At 68.8% G+C, this 18,228-nt stretch carries 17 protein-coding genes and 1 pseudogene; 4 read left to right on the forward strand and 14 right to left on the reverse strand.

The genetic code is table 11. The annotated features are described in order from the left end of the window. Positions 1–7 precede the first annotated feature (7 nt). Positions 8–583 (forward strand): histidine phosphatase family protein, encoded by a 576-nt coding sequence (locus HN018_RS05855; RefSeq protein ID WP_171834625.1) that lies wholly within the window; start codon positions 8–10, stop codon positions 581–583. Positions 584–647: 64 nt separating this feature from the next. Here HN018_RS05855 and HN018_RS28430 read toward each other — a convergent pair whose 3' ends face one another. Both HN018_RS28430 and HN018_RS29365 read right to left on the reverse strand, forming a co-directional pair. Then, complete coding sequence (locus HN018_RS28430) at positions 648–809, reverse strand: hypothetical protein (protein WP_204259684.1); 162 nt, start codon at positions 807–809, stop codon at positions 648–650. A gap of 80 nt (positions 810–889) precedes the next feature. After that, positions 890–1,621 (reverse strand): annotated as a pseudogene (locus HN018_RS29365) (TIM barrel protein); the annotation flags it as partial. A 348-nt stretch (positions 1,622–1,969) separates the two neighbouring features. On the opposite strand from HN018_RS29365, the gene HN018_RS05865 reads away from it, so the two are divergent. Further along, the gene (locus HN018_RS05865; RefSeq protein ID WP_171834626.1) at positions 1,970–2,932 is read left to right on the forward strand and encodes a substrate-binding domain-containing protein; all 963 of its coding nucleotides are present in this window, start codon (positions 1,970–1,972) and stop codon (positions 2,930–2,932) included. Between the two features lie 67 nt (positions 2,933–2,999). Here HN018_RS05865 and HN018_RS05870 read toward each other — a convergent pair whose 3' ends face one another. The 4 genes from HN018_RS05870 to HN018_RS05885 all read right to left on the reverse strand — a co-directional run bounded on the left by HN018_RS05870 (position 3,000) and on the right by HN018_RS05885 (position 7,287). Continuing rightward, complete coding sequence (locus HN018_RS05870) at positions 3,000–3,914, reverse strand: alpha/beta hydrolase fold domain-containing protein (RefSeq protein WP_204259685.1); 915 nt, start codon at positions 3,912–3,914, stop codon at positions 3,000–3,002. A gap of 273 nt (positions 3,915–4,187) precedes the next feature. After that, entirely contained in the window at positions 4,188–4,955 is a 768-nt protein-coding gene (gene cobS / locus HN018_RS05875; protein WP_239479046.1) for an adenosylcobinamide-GDP ribazoletransferase, read from the reverse strand. After that, positions 4,952–5,968 (reverse strand): nicotinate-nucleotide--dimethylbenzimidazole phosphoribosyltransferase, encoded by a 1,017-nt coding sequence (cobT, locus tag HN018_RS05880; RefSeq protein WP_171834627.1) that lies wholly within the window; start codon positions 5,966–5,968, stop codon positions 4,952–4,954. The genes cobS and cobT overlap by 4 nt, the downstream gene beginning before the upstream one ends. Beyond that, on the reverse strand, positions 5,965–7,287 hold the full coding sequence (locus HN018_RS05885; RefSeq protein WP_171834628.1) for a cobyrinate a,c-diamide synthase: 1,323 nt from the start codon (positions 7,285–7,287) through the stop codon (positions 5,965–5,967). Before HN018_RS05885 ends, cobT begins: the two co-directional genes overlap by 4 nt. 53 nt (positions 7,288–7,340) lie before the next feature. Between HN018_RS05885 and HN018_RS05890 the strand changes: the two genes are divergently transcribed. Further along, entirely contained in the window at positions 7,341–8,471 is a 1,131-nt protein-coding gene (locus HN018_RS05890; protein WP_171834629.1) for a cobalt-precorrin-5B (C(1))-methyltransferase, read from the forward strand. Here the strand turns inward: HN018_RS05890 and cobM are convergent. Genes cobM through cbiE form a run of 3 tightly spaced genes read right to left on the reverse strand, consistent with a single transcriptional unit; the run spans position 8,447 to position 10,790 of the window. After that, positions 8,447–9,199 (reverse strand): precorrin-4 C(11)-methyltransferase, encoded by a 753-nt coding sequence (gene cobM, locus HN018_RS05895; protein ID WP_171834630.1) that lies wholly within the window; start codon positions 9,197–9,199, stop codon positions 8,447–8,449. The two genes, HN018_RS05890 and cobM, sit on opposite strands and share 25 nt — an antisense overlap. Continuing rightward, positions 9,196–9,573 carry a cobalamin biosynthesis protein gene (locus HN018_RS05900; protein ID WP_171834631.1) on the reverse strand — a complete coding sequence of 126 codons (378 nt, stop codon included), beginning with the start codon at positions 9,571–9,573 and terminating at the stop codon, positions 9,196–9,198. The genes cobM and HN018_RS05900 overlap by 4 nt, the downstream gene beginning before the upstream one ends. After that, positions 9,570–10,790: a precorrin-6y C5,15-methyltransferase (decarboxylating) subunit CbiE gene (cbiE, locus tag HN018_RS05905; protein ID WP_408886758.1), complete on the reverse strand. Its 1,221-nt coding sequence runs from the start codon at positions 10,788–10,790 to the stop codon at positions 9,570–9,572. Before cbiE ends, HN018_RS05900 begins: the two co-directional genes overlap by 4 nt. A 29-nt stretch (positions 10,791–10,819) precedes the next feature. Between cbiE and HN018_RS05910 the strand changes: the two genes are divergently transcribed. Next, positions 10,820–11,587: a cobalt-precorrin-6A reductase gene (locus tag HN018_RS05910; protein WP_171834975.1), complete on the forward strand. Its 768-nt coding sequence runs from the start codon at positions 10,820–10,822 to the stop codon at positions 11,585–11,587. Here the strand turns inward: HN018_RS05910 and cobJ are convergent. The 5 genes from cobJ to cobN are packed head-to-tail and all read right to left on the reverse strand — an operon-like array spanning position 11,557 to position 18,227. Next, positions 11,557–12,312: a precorrin-3B C(17)-methyltransferase gene (gene cobJ / locus HN018_RS05915; RefSeq protein ID WP_171834632.1), complete on the reverse strand. Its 756-nt coding sequence runs from the start codon at positions 12,310–12,312 to the stop codon at positions 11,557–11,559. The genes HN018_RS05910 and cobJ overlap by 31 nt on opposite strands. After that, a complete protein-coding gene (locus HN018_RS05920; RefSeq protein WP_171834633.1) occupies positions 12,309–13,049 on the reverse strand; it encodes a precorrin-2 C(20)-methyltransferase in 741 nt (246 codons plus the stop codon). The genes cobJ and HN018_RS05920 overlap by 4 nt, the downstream gene beginning before the upstream one ends. Then, entirely contained in the window at positions 13,049–13,678 is a 630-nt protein-coding gene (locus HN018_RS05925; protein WP_171834634.1) for a precorrin-8X methylmutase, read from the reverse strand. The genes HN018_RS05920 and HN018_RS05925 overlap by 1 nt, the downstream gene beginning before the upstream one ends. Next, positions 13,675–14,886 (reverse strand): precorrin-3B synthase, encoded by a 1,212-nt coding sequence (locus tag HN018_RS05930; RefSeq protein WP_171834635.1) that lies wholly within the window; start codon positions 14,884–14,886, stop codon positions 13,675–13,677. Before HN018_RS05930 ends, HN018_RS05925 begins: the two co-directional genes overlap by 4 nt. Continuing rightward, positions 14,883–18,227, reverse strand: coding sequence for a cobaltochelatase subunit CobN (gene cobN, locus HN018_RS05935; protein ID WP_171834636.1), 3,345 nt, complete (start codon positions 18,225–18,227; stop codon positions 14,883–14,885). The genes HN018_RS05930 and cobN overlap by 4 nt, the downstream gene beginning before the upstream one ends. Between the last annotated feature and the right edge of the window lies 1 nt (position 18,228).

Raw genomic sequence — 18,228 nt, forward strand, 5'->3', positions numbered from 1 at the left:
CCGGACGGTGACGTTCCGGGTGGCGCTGCTGCGTCACCCGCCGGTGCGTGCGCTCCCGAACCGCTGTTACGGTCGCGCGGACCTGACGTTGCTGGACGGGTGGGAGGCGACCTTGCCGTCTTACCTGACGGCTCTGGCGGGCATGCGGCCATCGATGGTACGGACCAGTCCGCTGTCGCGCTGCCTGTTGCCGGCGCAGGCACTGGCCGGGCTGCTGGCTATTCCGGTCCATGTCGATCCGCGCCTGATCGAACTCGATTTCGGCGAGTGGGACGGCCTCGACTGGGACGATGTTCCACGCGCCTCGCTCGATCTCTGGGCCGCCGACCCTATGGGTTTTGCGGCACCCGGTGGCGAGAGTGGTGTCATGCTGGTCCGTCGCGTCGAGGCGGTGTGTGCAGATATCCTGGCGGACGCGCGTGACTGTGTCATCGTTTCGCACGGTGGCCCGTTGCGCCTGCTCGGGCCGATGTTGCGCCGAGAGGTGCCGAGCCTTCTGGCACCGGCGCCAGCGATGGGACGACTTGAGTTCGTGTCGGTAACGGGTCGGCAAGCAGCGACATTTGATGATCTCGCGCGATGACGGGATCGTTGCATGCTGCGTGGGTCTTAGTCCGTTTTCGAACCGGCAGGCGATTAACAAAGGCCTAGTATCGGACAGCCTGGTCCGGACGTCCGAAGTGCCGAGCAGAGTGACGTGGTTCATCCGGCACGACCGGTGCGGCAAAGGCCTCGCGGAAACGCTGCAGCGCCAGTTCGTCATCGCCCGACGCCCAGGCTTCCAGGCCGATCGTGCCGCGATATCCCAATGTCCGTAGTTCCCGCGCGATCGCCGGATCGCCGGATAGTTGATCTCGCCGGTGCCCGGTTCGCAGCGTCCCGGCACGTCGGCAACCTGGATTTCGCCGATATAGGGGAGCGCCCGGCGCAGCAGCGCGATCAGGTTCCCTTCTCCGATCTGTGCATGGTACAGGTCGAGCATCAATCGCACCTCGGGCCTGTCCACGCCGCGTATCAGCGCCAGGCAATCCTCGGCCGGTCCGAACGGCACGCCGGGATGGTCCACTGCGGCATTGAGGTTTTCCAGCACGAACATGATGTCATGCCGGGCTGCCAAGTCGGCCAGCCGATGCAAGGTCGACTGCGCCGTCATCCACATCCCGCCCGTTACGGCGTGGCACGGGGTAACAGGCAGGCCCTGTCCGTCCAAGCCGGTGCCATGCAGGTTCAGGCGCGGTATTCCAAGCGCCTTGGCGACCGGGATCGACAGCTCGGCTGTCCGCAGCAGTTCGTCCGCGCCGTCCCGATCCGCAAGGCGCCCGGTGACATAACCGGTCATCGACGAGAAGCGTGCGCCACTGGCGGCCAGGGCGGCAATGTCGTGCCGCGTCCAGTCCCAGATCTCGACCTGGAAGCCGAGCGCGTGGATCCGTCTGACGCGTTCGATGACCGGGAGCGACCGAAATACCATCTCGGCGCAGACAGCAAGGTCGAAGTCGGATTGCGTCATGGACATCGCTTTCCCGATTTCCGTTAGCCCGGCATGGACCTTCGCAAATCCTGCCCGATCGGCCGCCGCGAGCCGGAGAGCAGAGGCAGTGCCGCCGGTTTCCGGTCCCATTGCATGATCTTGTTCCGTCTGGACGTCAATATAAGCGAGACTTTCTAATTTCAAGGTAGTGGACGCCTGGCGGATCGAGAGTTATGAACGATAAATACCTATAGCTGCCGGGATGGAAACCATTTTCCAGCAAAAGGTGCTCGGCTCGAACAACGGCAACGACCGGCGAGAGGGCCATAATTTCTACAGGACCACCCGGTTCGCGGGTGCGGATGCCCCCGGGCCGGCCAGGACGCTGCGGAAGACGACCCGATACTGTCCAGGCGCAAGACAACGCCTGCGAGCGGGCTACGGAGCTTCAAGAAAAACGTCGCCAACAAAATCAAATCAGGACAGGGACGAAACATCATGAGCCGACCGAGAACTCTTCTGGCATCGGTATCGCTGATTGCCGCCTGCGCCCTCATGGTCGCCGCGCCGCAAGGAGCCGCACAGGCAGCGGAAAAGACCATCAACATCATCCTGGTCGATCACGGGCAGGCTGCCGATCCGTTCCACAACGTCATCAAGCGCGGCGCGCAGGATGCGGCGAAGCAGATGGGCGTGCACCTGGAGATCCGGCAGCCGCAGAATTTCGACATGACCCAGATGGCCAATCTGATCACCGCGGCCGTCAACCAGCGTCCGGACGGCCTGGTCACCACCGTTCCGGATGCGGACGCGCTGTCCGGCCCGATCGGACGCGCAGTCGCGCAAGGCATTCCGGTCATCACCACCAACGGAACCCCCGCCAATGGTCACAAGGTCGGTGCCCTTCTCAATGTCGGGCAGGACGAGGTCGAGGCCGGACGCGCCGCCGGCAAGGCCATGGCCGCGGCTGGCGGCAAGAAGGCGTTGTGCGTCAACCAGGAGGTCGGCAACGTAGCCCTCGACCAGCGCTGCCAGGGCTTCGCCGCGGGCTTCGGCGGTTCCGTGAAGGTGGTGCCGGTCGACACCGATCCCGCCACCACCAAATCCAAGATCGAGGCGGCGCTTCGCTCGGATTCATCAGTGGACAGCATCATCGGATTGAACGCCGTGCTGGTCGGCGAGCCGGCGGTGGCAGCGGTTGCCGAAGGCGGCTTCGCGAGCCGCGTCAAGGTCGCCTGCTTCGACCTGTCACCCGGCTTCCTGGACGACATTGCCAAAGGCAAGGCGTTGTTCACGGTGGATCAGCAGCCGTATCTGCAAGGCTACCTGCCGGTACTTTTCCTGGCGCAGAAGGCGCGCTACGGCCTGATCCCAAGTGGCGACGTCGCGACAGGCCCGAACCTGATCCGCAAGGACGACGCCGGCAGGGTCATCGACCTCTCCAGCCAGTCGATCCGCTGACCGACGGAGCGTTTTTCAACGGGTGGAGGCACGCAAGCATCCTCCACCCTACTTTCGTTACAGCGCCCTACTTGCCGAGATGCTTGTCGAAGAACGCCCCGATTTCCGTGAAGGCTTCCTTCGCTTCGGGCACGCGGTCGTCGAACTGATACTGCGCGTGCGACTGACCTTCATAGACTTCCAGGTCGGCCTCCACGCCCGCGCGGTGCAGCGCGCGATGTACTCGCACGGTGTTGCTGAGCAGCAGGTCACGCGTGCCGGTGGTCAGGATTGTCGGCGGGAAACCATGCATGTCGCCATAGACGGGGGATAGGAGCGGGTCCTTCAGGTCATGCCCTTTCGCATACACGACTGTGGCGGCCTGGCAGAAACCGGTGGGCGAGACAAGAACGTTGTCAACGAGCTTGTTGGTGTAGAAACTGTCGCCGACCATCGTCGCATCGGACATCGGCGTGCCAGACCCGAGGGCGCCCGGTAGCGGAAGCCCCAATTGCTTGGCCCGAAGCGTGATTTCCAGCGTCAGCGCACCGCCGGCCGAGGTGCCGAAGATGCCGATGTTCTTGGGGCTCATCGTCTTCAGCAACGACTTGTAGACCGTGATCCCATCGTCGATCGGGGCCGGAAAATACGCTTCGGGCGGCATGCGGTAGTCGGGCATGATCACCTTGATGTGGCCGAACCCGGCCATCATGATGGCCTCGGTAGCGCCCGTTTCGCCGGGGAACAGAACGTAGCAGCCACCATGTTCATGGATCAAAACCCGGTTACGGTTCTCGGGCGCGATCTCGTTGGGCGTAATGGTGTAGACCCTGACGCCGTCGATCGTCGAACGCTCCATCTTCACGTTCATCCGCTGCATCATGTCCGGAATGCCGGCGTTGATCTTGATGGCCTGATGATCGGCGAACTTGCGCCACTCGGCGCCGGTGCTGAACTGGTTGTTCCAGGCGGGGTTGAGCGGAGCCGCGATGAACTTCTGCATCCCCGGGCTGATATCCGCCGTCGGCACCTGCAAGGTCTTTGCCGGAACCTTGCGCGGTGCCAGTGCCGTTTCGTCGGCGTTCGCCGCAAACGGGGATATCATCATCGCCGCAGCTAGAACGAGCGATGCGGACCGTGTTGTCGTAAGCTTCATGGACGTATCCCGATTTTCTTTCGGGAACGGTATGCCTGGATGGTTGCGCTGTCATCAGAGGATGCAGTCTTGATTGAACACGTTCTGGACACTGCGAGGATGGGCGGATGCGGCGCCCGTTCAGCCGGCCGCAGCCAGGGTCAGGAGCACGCAGTCAACGGCGACGCAGACTGTTCCCAGCACGTCGCCGGTATGTCCGCCGATACGGCGTTGGGCCGAGGCGCACACGATCACCGCGACTGCAGCTGAAGCGGCGATCGCCGCGACTGCGTGCGACGGCGTCAGCATCAGGCTCGATGCAAGCGCGATGATGCCGCCGAACGCCAGGGCGCTCGGCGAAATCCGGCCGAGGCCACGGCTCAGGCCGTCGGTGCGCGCCGGCTTCAGCAAAGCCAGCCCGACCAGCATCGATCCGCGCGACAGCGCGCCGATCACCAGCAAAGCCATAACCGCACGGTCTGCCGGTATGGCCGCCAGCGCGGACACGCGGATCAGCAGCGACAGCATCAGCGCCAGTGCGCCGTAGCTGCCGATGCGGCTGTCGCGCATGATTTCGAGCCTGTGCTCCCTGGTGCGTCCGCCACCGAAACCGTCCGCGGTATCGGCCAGTCCATCCTCATGCAGGCCACCCGTCAGCACGACGGCAACCACGAGCGTCCAGCCGGCACCGACCACGGGCGGAAGGCCGAAATTGCGGCAGGCGGTCAGCGTGGCAGCTTCGGCGCCGCCGACCAGCAGACCGGCAAGCGGATAGGTCCATACGGCGCGGCCGGGACGATACGGCACGTCGCCCGGCACCAGCCAGCCCACCGGCAGCCTCGTCAGCAGCCCGAAGCCGGCCGCAAGGTCGGCGCCGATCGCACGGAGATGGCCGCCCGTGTCGCTCACGATGCGGTGGACACGCCTGCCTCGGCGAACGAGGCCATTCCCGCATGACAGGCGCAGGCCGCGCGCAGGATCGGCACCGCGAGCGCCGCACCGGACGCCTCGCCCAGGCGCATGCCCAGGTCGAGCAACGGCGTCTTGCCCAGCGCCGCCGCCAGCGCGCCGTGGCCGGCCTCGGCCGAGCGATGCGATACCAGCGCATGATCGAGCCCTCCGGCGTTCAACCGGGCCAGGGGGGCGGCGGCGGCCGTACAGACGAAGCCGTCCAGCAACACCGGGATGCGATGCAGCCGTGCCGCCAGCACCGCGCCGAAGATGGCGGCCAACTCGTACCCGCCGAGGCAGCGCGCGACAGCAATCGGATCGTCCTGCGCCGCTGCATGCAGGGCCAGGGCCGCATCGATCGCCCGTGCCTTGCGGGCGAGGCCGGCATCGTCGAGCCCGGTTCCGCGACCGGCCCAGGCAGCGCCGTCGCCGCCGAACAGCCCGGCCGCCAGCGCGGCCGCGGCCGTCGTGTTGCCGATCCCCATCTCGCCGAGGCACAGCAGGTCGATGCCGGGTTCGATTGCCGAGAAACCGATGGAGACCGCGGACAGGAAAGCCGCCCCGGTCATCGCGGGCGCAAGAGTAATGTCCGCGGTCGGATCGAGCCCAGCGACCGGTACTACGCGGAGCCCGGCGCCGGCGATCCGGGCTAGCTGGTTGATCGCCGCCCCACCGGCCGCGAAGTTGCCGACCATCTGCGCGGTCACGGCGGGCGGATAGGGCGAGACCCCCTGTGCGGCGACGCCATGGTTGCCGGCGAAGATCACGATCTCGACACGGTCCAGGCGGGGGATCGACCGGCCCTGCCAACGGGCCAGCCAGACCGCGAGCTCTTCCAGCCTGCCCAGGCTGCCGGGCGGCTTGGTCAGCGTGGCCTGCCGGGTCAGCGCCGATGTAGAGGCCTCCGTATCGCCTCCCGGCAGATCCAGACAGGTACGGCGCAGTTCATCGAGGTCACGAAATTCGGTCATGCATCCTGCAGGGCGATGGCGTGAAAAAAGGATCCGGATACGTGTCCGCGCCGGCCACCGGCGGGCCCGAGCGCGGTGCCGTTCGCGTCGGCGAGGTCGGCCAGCGCGTCATCGTCGCCAGGGTCGGTGACGCTCGCGTAGTGGAACTCGTGGCCGCGCAGCACCCGGCCGCGCGCGCCCAACGGGGTATCAGCCAGCAACGTCGCCTCGCGGTAGCCGAGATGCATGCGCCTCTGCGCATATGAGGTGACGTGCCCGAGCAGCCCGGCCATCGGATGGGCGATGCCGGCCGCATCGGTGAGCGCCTGGCCCAGCACCATGTAGCCGCCGCACTCGCCATGTACCGGGCGCGTGGTCGCGAACCGGGCGAGGCCGTTCCGGAAGCCGGTCGCTGCCGAGAGCGCGCCGGCGTGCAGCTCGGGATACCCGCCGGGCAGCCAGCAGCAGTCGCAATCGTCCGGCGGCGCCTGATCGGCGAGCGGCGAGAACCGGATCAGCTCGGCGCCGGCATGCCGCCACGCATGGGTCAGATGCGGATAGAGAAACGAGAAGGCGGCGTCGTCGGCGACCGCGATCCGCTGTCCCGGCGGCGGGATGGCCGGGCCGGCTGCGGTGTCGGCCGGGCCTGGCGATGGCGCCGCCAGACCAAGGATCGCGCCGAGATCGAGGTCGCGCTCGGCCATGGCCGCCAGCGTGTCGAGGAACGCCGGCAGCGTGCCGTGTTCGCGCGCCTGCACCAGGCCGAGATGCCGCTCGGGCAGCGCCAGCGCGGCATCGCGTGGAATGCTGCCGAGCACGGCGATGCCGGCGTCGCGCAGCGCGGACGCGGCGCCGGCATGATGGCGCGGCGAACCGACGCGATTGAGGATCACCCCGGCCACGCGCACCGCCGGATCGAACGTTGCGAACCCGTGCGCCACGGCGGCAACCGATTGCGATTGGCCGGACACGTCGAGCACCAGCACCACTGGTAGTCCAAACCGCGCAGCCAGGTCGGCGCCCCGGCCACGCCGCCCGGGTGATCCCTCGACCCCGTCGAACAGGCCCATCGACGCCTCGACCACCAGCAGCTCGGCATCCTTGGCCGCCCGACCCAGCGTCGCATCCAGCAGGGCAGGCGGCATCGCCCAGCTATCGAGCGTCAGGCTGTCGTGGCCGGACGCTGCCGCGTGGAAGGCGGGATCGATGTAGTCGGGGCCGGCCTTGGCTGCGCGCATCTCGACGCCGCGCCGGCGCAGCCCGGCGATGAGGGCGAGCGCTACCGTGGTCTTGCCGCTGCCCGAGCGCGGCGCCGCGATCATCAGGCCGCGCGCGGTCATGCCGGGACCTGCTCGTGGTGACAGGGGAGGCACCCGGACCTATATGAAAACTCGTGCAGCAGGACACAAACTCCGACAATCAGGCGCTGCGGCGAGGCTGGACCACCGGCAGCTGCGCCACCGCCGCCGCCAAGGCAGCGTTCGCCGCGCTGCAGGATGGACACTTCCCCGACCCCGTCACCATCACTCTTCCACGCGGGGGGCAGGTCGCCTTCGCGCTGGCCGAGGCGCGGTTCGACCAGGACGCCGCCGAGGCCGGGGTGGTCAAGGATGCCGGCGACGATCCGGACGTGACGCATGGCGCCCTGATCCGGGCACGGGTTCGCCTGCTGCCGGCCGGCAGCGGCATCCGGTTCCGCGCGGGCGAAGGGGTCGGCACCATCACCCGCCCGGGCCTGGCGCTGCCGCCCGGCGAACCGGCGATCAACCCGGTGCCGCGCCGGATGATCCGCGACGCGATGCAGGAGATCGCAGGCGGCAGCGAGCCGGATGCCGAAGTGACGCTGTCGGTCCCCGGCGGCGAGAAGCTGGCCGAGCGTACCCTGAACGGCCGGCTCGGCATCGTCGGCGGTCTCTCGATCCTGGGCACCACGGGGATCGTGGTGCCGTTTTCCTGCGCCGCCTGGATCGACACGATCCGCCGCGGCATCGACGTCGCCCGCGCCATGTCGATCGGGCATGTCGCAGGCAGCACCGGCAATGTTTCCGAAATCGCCGTGCAGGCGCTGCACGGGATGCCCGACGTGGCGCTGATCGAGATGGGCGACTTCGCCGGTGGGCTGCTGAAATATTTGCGCGACCATCCGGTGCCGCGCGTGACGGTTGCCGGCGGCGTCGCGAAAATGACCAAGCTGGCGCAGGGACGCCTCGACCTGCATTCCAAACGCGGATCGGCCGACCTGGCGGCGCTTGCGGCGGTTGCCATCGAGGCAGGCGGCGGCAGCGATCTCGGCGAGTGCATCGCCCGGGCCAACACCGTGGCGCAGGCGTTCTCGCTCTCGTCGGCCGCCGGCGTGGCGCTCGGCGATGCAATTGCTACGCGCGCCTGGACCGTGGCGGCGGAGGTGCTGCGCGGCACCGGCACGTCCCTCGAGATCGTGCTGTTCGACCGGGAAGGCACGCTGGTCGGCCGCACGGATTTCCTCTCGGTCGATGCGGCTCATTCCCTGAACCGCCTGCGATAGTCGGGGTCGTAGAGCGCGCTATCACGGAACTCTGCCGTGTCGAGCGCCGGCCCGACCAGCACGAGCGCGGTGCGATCGACAGGGTCCTGCTCGAGCATCGCGCGTATCGTGCCCAGCGTTCCGCGCAACACCCTCTGGTCCGGCCAGGAGACCCTGACCGCAACGGCGACCGGGCAGTCCTCGCCGTACAGCGGCGTCAGCTCGTCCACCACCCGGTCGATCGCATGGATCGCCAGATGGATCGCCAGCGTGGCGCCGGTTGCCCCGAACGCCGTCAGCGTCTCGGTCGGCGGCATCGCCGAGGCCCGGCCGGACATCCGCGTCAGCACCAGGCTCTGCGCCACTTCCGGCACCGTCAGTTCGCGCTCGAGCACAGCTGCCGCAGCCGCGAACGCGGGCACGCCGGGCGTCATGGTGAACGGGATGCCGTGCCGGCGCAGGCGCCTGATCTGCTCGGCGACCGCGCTGTAGATCGACAGGTCGCCGGAGTGCAGCCGCGCCACGTCTTGGCCGGCATCGTATGCGGCCACATACTCGCGTTCGATATCGTCGAGGCTGAGCGAGGCGGTATCCACCAGCCGCACGCCGTCGGGACAATGCACCAGCATCTCGCGCGGCACGATCGAGCCGGCGAAAAGGCAGACCGGGCAGCGCGCCAGCAGGTCGCGGCCGCGCAGCGTCAGCAGGTCGGCGGCACCGGGCCCGGCGCCGATGAAGTGCACCGTCATGGCAAAGCTCTCCAGCCGGCTATCGCGCAGGTGGCGTTGGCCGACGATATGCGTGGCAGCAGCAGCACGGCGTCCGGTCCCGCAGCCGCCAGCGCACACCCTTCCGCCACCGAGGCGACCCCGGTCATCGCTTCTGCCAGTGCGGATTGCGTTGCGCAGCGTGGCTGGGCATCGGCGAGGGCGCGTTCACCGACGACGATCAGCCCCAGCGACAATGCCCCGGCCGCCGCGATCGGTCCGGGCTCGGCGGCACGGAACTCGGGGATCGCCAGTCGCTCGGGACGGCAGCCGGCACGTTCCGCCGCGAGTTCGACCAGACCGGCGATCTCGTCAGCGGCGCAACCGGGCCGCAAGCCTATCCCTGCAAAGATCATGGTTTGGTCGCCGCATACTGGGTCACGGTCATTGCCGGCCTGAACCCGTGCATGCCGCCGACCCGGTCGAGCCGTTCCACCGAAATCCGGGTCAGCGTTCCGCCGTATCGCGCATGGGCTGCGAACAAAACCGCCTCGGTCTCGATCGTGACGGCGTTGATCACCAGCCGGCCGCCGCGGCGCAGCGCCGACCAGGCCGCGTCCAGCACCCCGGGCCCGCTGGCGCCGCCGCCGATGAACACAGCGTCGGGCCTGGGCAAGTCCGCGAGCCCCTCCGGTGCGGTGCCGTCGATCACCACGAGGCCGGGCACACCCAGCGAGACCGCGTTGCGCATGACCCGGTCGGCCCGGTCCGGCCGGCGCTCGATCGCGAATGCCCGGTTGGACGGATGGAGCAGCATCCACTCGATCGAGATCGAGCCCGACCCTGCGCCGATATCCCACAGGGTCTCGCCCTGGCGCGGCGATAGCGCCGAGAGCGTCGCCGCACGGATCTCGCATTTGGTGAGCTGGCCGTCATTGCCGAAGAACGCGTCGGGCAGCCCGGTGCCGAGCGGGATGACCCGGGCGTCGGGATCGCCCACGATTTCGATCCCGATCAGGTTCAGCCGGTCGATCCCGTCCGGCAGCGCATCCGAGGCCTGGAACCGGCGCATCCGTTCGTTCGGGCCGCCCAGTGCCTCCAGCACATGCACGACCGACCCGCCGAAGCCGTGCCGGACCAGCAGCGACGCGACCGCTTGTGGCGAGGTCTCGTCCGCCGACAGCACCAGCAACCGCGCGCCCGGCTGCAGCGCGGGCAGCAGCGTCTCGATCGGCCGGCCGCAGATCGAGAGCAGACGGCTATCCTGCATGCTCCAGGCCAGCCGGGCGCAGGCAAGCGAGACCGCGCCGGGTGCCGGCAGGCACAGCAACTCTCCGGGCGGCACGGCACCCGCCAGCATCGTGGCGATGCCGAAGCAGAACGGATCGCCCGAGGCCAGCACCACCACAGGGTCACCCCGGCGCGCGAGGATCGCCGGCAGTCCGTCCGCGATCGGCGATGGCCAGGGCATCGTCTCGCCGCGTGTCAGCGAAGCCGCAAGCGCCAGGTGCCGCCGGCCGCCGACCACCAGCGCCGCGTTGAAGATCAATGTGCGCGCAGCAGGCGGCAGCGCCTCGACACCGTCCTCGCCAATGCCGACAACTGCCAGCCAGGGACCGGGCGCCGGCATCATGGCCGGCACCGGAGGAGGGACGGATCGTGCTGCGGGTTATGATTCTTGGCGGCAGCACCGAAGCCGGCGCGCTGGTTCGCGCACTGCGCGGCGATTTGCGCTTCGACACCACGCTTTCGCTCGCCGGCGTGACGCGGGCGCCGCTCATCGAGGCGAGCATCGCCACGCGGATCGGTGGCTTCGGCGGCGTTAATGGTCTTGCCGCGTGGCTGCGCGCCCATGCCATCGACGCACTGGTCGACGCGACGCATCCGTTCGCGCAGCAGATCAGCCGGAATGCCGTGCTTGCGTGCGCCGAGGCCGGCGTGCCGATGCTGCGTGTGGACCGGCCGGAATGGCGGCCGGTTTCCGGCGATCGCTGGAGCATGGTCGCGGACATGCATGAAGCCGCCGCCGCCCTTGGGCCTGCGCCCCGCCGCGTGCTGCTGACGATCGGCCGCAAGGATTTGGCTCCGTTCCGCGAGCATCCCCACCACGACTACATCGTTCGCAGCGTCGATGCGCCGCCCCCGGAGTTGCTGCCGCCACGCTGTCGGCTGATCACGGCACGCGGACCGTTCGATACGGACGCGGAACTGGCACTGCTGCGCGAGTCCGCGATCGAGCTGATCGTCACCAAGAACTCCGGCGGCCGCGCGACCGATGCCAAGCTCGATGCCGCGCGCCGTCTCGGCCTTGCGGTCGTGATGATCGCAAGGCCGGCACCCGTCGAGGGACCCTTCGTGCCGGATTGGCAAAGCGCGTTGCAGTGGCTGGAACAACGCCATCAGGCTTCCGACACGCTGCGCGCCGTATAGACCCACGGCATCCCGTCGCCGCGTGCGATCAGGCGGGTGCCGGCACACCCGATCAGCACCAGCGTCCGCATGTCCGCGTGTCCGGCATCCGCGTCCGCCAGCGTCGTGAGCACGATGCGCTCCTCGGGGCGCGACACCGCGGTTGCGAACACGATCGGGATCGTTCCAGGCAGGATCTCGCGTAACGCCGAAAACGCGGCGCCGAGTTGCCAGGGACGCGCCCGCGACAACGGATTATACAGTGCGATCACGAAGCCCGCTTCGGCCACCGTACGCAGCCGTCGCAGCACCAGCTCCCACGGCTTGAGATTGTCCGACAGCGAGATCGCACAGAAATCCCCGCCGAGCGGCGCACCGATCCGGGCGGCCACCGCCATCATCGCCGAGATGCCCGGCACCACGCTCACATCCAGCGTCGCCCAGGCCGGCTCGCCATGCTCGATCGCCTCGAACACCGCACTGGCCATTGCGAACACACCGGCATCGCCCGACGACACCACCGCGACATCCCGGCCCGACCCCGCCAGCGTCAGGGCATGCCGCGCACGGTCGAGTTCCTCGCGATTGTCCGAGATGTGGCGGACCACGTTCGCAGGCGCCGCGACCCGCGCCACGTACGGTCCGTAACCGACCAGGTCGGTGGCGCGGGCGAGGGCTGCCACTGCCTGTGGCGTGCGCATTGCCACGTCGCCCGGTCCCAGCCCGATGATCGTGATCGAACTCATCGCGGCCGCTGCCGTCCCTGGACCAGCACCATCGAGAAATAGGGCGCGGTCTCGCCTTCCATCCCGGTCATCGGCATCACGCGCTGGTCCGCCTGCGTGCCGCGCTCGACATAGGTGGCGCGGTCTTCGAGCCCGGCCCGCCGCAGCGCGCGCTGGATCTTGGGGAGGTTGCGGCCGACCTTCATGATCACGGCGGCATCGCATGCCTGCAGGCGTTCGGTCAGCCGGTCCTCGTCGAGGGTGCCTGGCAGCACGCACAAGATATCGTCGCCATGCGCGATCGGCAGGTCCGCCGCGGTCCAGCAGCCGCTCATGCCGGTGATGCCCGGGACGGTCTCGTGCGGATAGTCGGCGCGCAGCCGGTCGAACACGTACATCGAGGAGCCGTAGAAGAACGGATCGCCCTCGCACAGCAACGCCACGTCCTGTCCGGCATCGAGATACGAGGCGACCCGGCCGGCACAGTCCTCGTAGAAGCTGCCCATGTCGGCAAGATATCGCGGATCGTCGACCGACAGCTCGGTGGTGAACGGATATTCGAACCGCAGCTCGATCGCTTCCTCGCTCAGCAACTGGTCCGCGATCGAGCGCGCATGGCCGACCCGCCCGCGCTTGGCGAAATAGGCGATCACCGGCGTCATCACGATCAGCCGTGCGGCCTTCAGGGTCAGGAGCTCCGGATCGCCCGGCCCCATCCCGATCGTGCGCAGCGTGCCGACTTTCGGAGTTTTAAGCATCACTCGATGTCGCTCGCGACCGCGTTGACGGTCGCCACCGCCATGGCGCTGCCGCCCTGCCGGCCGGCGACGATCGCGAACGGAAGCCGTCCGAACACTGCCAGCGCGTCCTTTGATTCCGCAGCGCCGACGAAGCCGACCGGCATGCCGATGACAGCAGCAGGCGGTTTCGCCCCGGCCTCGATCAGTTCCAGCAGATGGAACAAGGCGGTGGGCGCATTGCCGATCGCCACCAACGCACCGTCCAGATGCTCGCCCCAGAAATCCAGTGCCGCTGCAGAGCGCGTGTTGCCGATCTCGCGGGCCCGCGCCGGCGTCGCCGCATTGCGCAAGGTGCAGATCACCGCGTTGTCGGCGGGTAGCCGGGCGCGGGTGATGCCGTGCGCGACCATTTCGGAGTCGCACAGGATCGGCTTGCCGGCTTTCAGCGCCGCCCGTGCCGCCGCTCCGAACCCGTGGCCGAACCTGATCCGCTGCGCGATCTCGACCATGCCGCTGGCATGGATGATCCGCACCGCGATCGGGGCATCCGACGCGGTGAAGCCGGACAGGTCCGCCTCGGCACGGATGATCGCGAACGACTTCTCGTAGATGCCGGCGCCGTCCCGGATATAGTCGAAACCGGTCACGCCGGATGATCCTTGTGCTGGTGCAGCAGCGATGCCGCCATGTCGAGTGTGAGGCCGTGATGCCGCGGTGTATCGCCCGCCCGTCCATCGACCACCAGATCGTAGAGCCCATCATGGCCGACCAGCGTCAATGGCGCGGTCCCCGGATGCGCGCACCCCTTGGCGCAGCCGGACACATGCAGGAACACCCCGTCCGGCAGCAGCGCGCCAAGTTGGAACGCGGTAGCGGGCGCCGGCACCATGCCGCGCGGGCAGGCGGGTGCTCCGATGCAGGACGCAGTGCGCAGTCGCGGGTCGGTGGGGTCGAGCAGTTGCCCCGCCAATGTCGAACGCACCGACGACTCGGCTCCCGGCAGCAGCCCGGCAAGCACGAGTGCGCGCCATGGGGTAAGCCGGATCGTAGCCTCGCCAAGCTGCTCGGCCAAAGCCGCCAACTGCAGCAGCAGACTTGCATCGAGCCGACCGGGTGGCACGCCAATTCCGAAGGCACCGGCGGGGAGAGGTCCGACGGCGACAGGGCTTTGCCGGGCGACAAAGCCGATGGGCCGGCATGGCAACCCGTCAGCCTGGAACAGCATCGTTCCGGATACAGGGTCACGCGACGGCCGCACCGGCGCGCCGGGAAGGGCCAATGAAGCGCGGGCAAGGCGCTGGGCATGCAGGGGCGCCTCGGCAACGGTGCAGGCAGCGGCGGCATCTCCGGCTTCGACCTGCCAGGATCCCGGACCCGATGCGCGCAGCGTGATATCCGCACGCACGCTTTCCAGCGACAAAGCGCCGCCACCATCCACCGCGAACCCGAACTTGCCCGGTAGCCCGTTCAAACTGTCGTCGGCGATCAGCACCGCCTCGAGCGCGCGCGCAATGGCGAGGGTGTCGGCATCGCAATCCGGATCGTCGCCGGCCAGCGGCGACGCCTGGATATTGCGTCGACGCTCCGCCGCCGGATCGGCTACGGCAAGTCCAAGCTCGACCGCCTCGCGCGCAAAGAGCGCTGCGGAGCCGACACTGAATCCGCGCAGCTGCAGGTTGCCCCGGTTGGTCAGCTCGATCATGCCGTTGCCATGCCGCAGCGCCGCCTCTGCAACATGCCGCGCCGACATCGCATCGAGGCGCGACGCCGACGGCTTGATCCGCACCAACAGACCGTCGCCGGACTGCATCGGCTCGTAGAGCGACGGACACCAGCCGCGCACGATCGCGTTCATGATGCGTCCGGCTCCAGCACTAGCCCGACATCGTTGCGCCGCGGCTGCCAGAACCCGCGTCGGCGTGCCTCGTCGAAGCGGGCCGCCATCGAAGCGCGTGCCGCTGGATTGGTCTCGCGCATGAACTGCTCGACCATCTCGTTGCCGAGCGTCGCCTCGAACACCAGCTCGAACTGCTGGTCGAACCGCACCGGCAGCGTCGCGGCATAGCCATGCAGCGCGTCGAGCGCGCGGGCCATCTCGGCGGCGCCCTGGTAGCCGTGCCGCATCATGCCCTCGATCCACAGCGGGTTGGCGGCGCGTCCACGCACCACCCGCGCCACTTCCTCGGCGACGCTCCTGATGCGGGGAGCATCCGGCCGCGCGGTGTCCGCGTGATATAGCGCCGGTGCGGCACCCAGCGAGGCGGCGGCGGCGGCGAACCCACCCTCGTGCGCCGCGACGTCGAGATTATCCAGGAGATCGGTCTCGGCATGGTCCTGCACATGCAGCAGCGCGTCGGCGCCGGCCACGCCACGAGCAAACCCGGTCGCATCGGCGGTGCCGTCACGGCCGCCTCCATATGCGTAGGAAGAGCCATCGAGATACGCGCGTCCGAGCTCGTCGCGATCGGTCCAAGCGCCACGCGCCAGCCGGTCCTCGACACCGGTGCCGTACGTGCCCGGTGCCGGGCCGAAGATCCGCGAAGGCATCTCGGTGCCGTGTTCCGCCGCGAGCGGGTTCCAATCAGCATCCTCGTCCCGCGCAGCGAGAGTGGCCACCGCCTGGTCGAACAGCGCGATCTGGCCTGGGAATGCGTCGCGGAAGAACCCGGAAATGCGCAACGTCACATCCACCCGCGGCCGGTCGAGCACGGCCAGCGGCACGATCTCAATCCCCGCGACCCGGCCGGACCCGCTATCCCAGATCGGCCGCACTCCCATCAGCAGCAGTGCCAGCGCCAGATCCTCGCCACCGGTGCGCAGGCTGGTCGAGCCCCACAGGTCGATCACCGCCCGGCGCAGCCAGTCGCCCTGGTCCTGCCGGTGACGCTCGAGCAGCGCCGCCGAGGCCTTCTCCGCCAGCAGGACGGCGGCCCGCGTCGGGATCGCGCGCGGATCCACGGTGAACAGGTTGCGTCCGGTCGGCACCACGTCAGCGCGGCCACGCGTTGGTGCTCCCGCCGGCCCTGGCTCGACGAACCGCCCGTCCAGCGCGGCCAGCAGCGCCTGCGCCTCGGCCGGCCCGCTGGCGTCGAGCGCTACCGAGAGCGCGGCAGGGTCGGCATCCGGCAACGCCCGCATCATGCCCTCGAGCAATGTCCGATGGCCGCGCGGCGCCTGGCCGAATACATGCAGGCCATCGCGGATCTGCAGATCCTTCACGTCGCACAAATACGCGTCCAGCCGGGCCAGCGCGTCCGCATCGTCGGCATCGCCGCGACGCACGCCGCTTTCCGCCAGCAGGCCGGTGCTCTCCGCGCGATCCAGGATTTCGCCCCGCAGGATCTCGCCGCGACGGCGATCGAGCCCGTCCGAGGCGGCGAAGTCGTCGATCAGCCGTTCGAGTTCCAGCGCGGCGCCATGCGTGCCGGCGCCTACGATCGGCGGCGTCAGATGGCCGATGGTGACCGCTCCCAGACGCCGCTTCGCTGCCGCCGCCTCGCCGGGATTATTCACGATGAACGGATACACCACCGGTATGCCGCGCAGCAGCGCCGAGGGCAGGCATTCCGCCGAGAGCGCGGTCGCCTTGCCCGGCAGCCATTCCAAGGTGCCGTGAGTGCCGAGATGCACGAGCGCGTGGACCCCGATCCGGGTCCGCAGCCACAGGTGGAAGGCAAGATAGCCGTGCCGGGCAGGGGTGTCGGGATCGTGGTAGCCGGCCTTGCGATCCAATGCAGCGCCGCGATCCGGCTGCACCGCCAGGATCATGTGGCCGAGACGGGCATGGCGCAGGGTGAAGTGGCCGTCTCCGACCGACAGGTCGGAACCGGCCGGTCCCCACGCGTCGACCGTCGCCGCCCGCACGGCCGCCGGAAGTGTCGCGAACAGGACTGCGTATTCGGCCAGTGACAGATACGGCGTCGCCGGATCGTGGCAGAGCCGCCGGGTGAGTTCCGCGGCGTCGGTTGAGCCGCCGGTCGTATAGCCGGCCCCCTTCAGAATCCGCAGGATTGCCGACAGGCTGGCGAAGCTGTCCAGCCCGACCGCATGCGCGATCTGCCCGCCGACTGCCGGATAGTCGGACAGCACGATCGCCACCCGGCGATCCGCCGCGGACGTCACGCCGAGCCGCGCCCAGCCGGCCGCACGATCCGCCGCGAGCGAGATCCCCTCGGCATGCGGCACGTTGATGACCTGGGCGAAATCCTCGAGGCCGGCGCTGGCCTGTTCCGCCTTGAACGAGACCGTCGTCGCCAGCAGCCGTCCATCCAGCTCGGGCAGCACCACCTGCATCGCCAGGTCGGTCTGCGACAGGCCGCGCCGGCTCGACTGCCAGGCTACTTCGCTGCCCACGGCCTGCACCAGTTGCAGCACCGGCACGCCGGCCGCATCCAGCGGCGAACCGGCCGCATCCCGCCGCGACGAGAAGAAGGTCGCGTTCAGCACCACGCGGGGTCGTGTCAGACGCAGCCGCCGCTCGACGAACTCAGCCGCTTCCGGCTCCTTCAGCGACGCTGCATAGAGCAACTCGGTCGCCAGGCCACGTATTTCGAGCGCCTCCGCGAGCGCCTCGAACGGCGCCAGGTCGCCGGCCATCAGGTGCGAGCGATAGAACAGGATCGTCGCGACCGGCCGTCCGTCGAGCGATGCCGCGCGATGCACTCCGGCGACCGGTACCGGCACCGGCAGCATCCCGTCATCCGGTTCGCGCCCGGCCACGTGCGCCAGCAGCCGCAGCGCACCGGCGACATTGTGCGGCCCGCCCTGCCGGAGAAAGCCGTCGAGCCGGGCCAGCACCGGCGCCGGCACCGTGGATAGCTCGGCCAGCCTTGGATCGTCCCGTGCATCGCCCGCGATCAACGCCAGCGGGATCCGGTGCCGACGACAGGTGGCCGCCAGTTCCTCGGCGCCGTAGCGCCAGTAATCCAGCCCGCCCAGCAGCCGCACCAGCACGCAGCGGGACCGCTCGATGGTCTGCTCGGCATACAGGTCGACCGACATCGGATGGCGCAGCCGCGCGAGGTTGGCCAGCCGCAGCGTCGGCCGCCCGTCCGGCATCGCATCCCAGCCGGCAGCCAGCGTCGCGAGATCGCTGTCGGAGAAGGACAGGCAGACGATGTCGGCCGGCGCGTGCCCGAGATCGTCCGCCTGGTCCTGCTCGTCGAGCGTCCGTATCTCGCGGACCAGCAGGTGCATG

The organism is Lichenicola cladoniae (assembly GCF_013201075.1).
GTDB lineage: Bacteria > Pseudomonadota > Alphaproteobacteria > Acetobacterales > Acetobacteraceae > Lichenicola > Lichenicola cladoniae.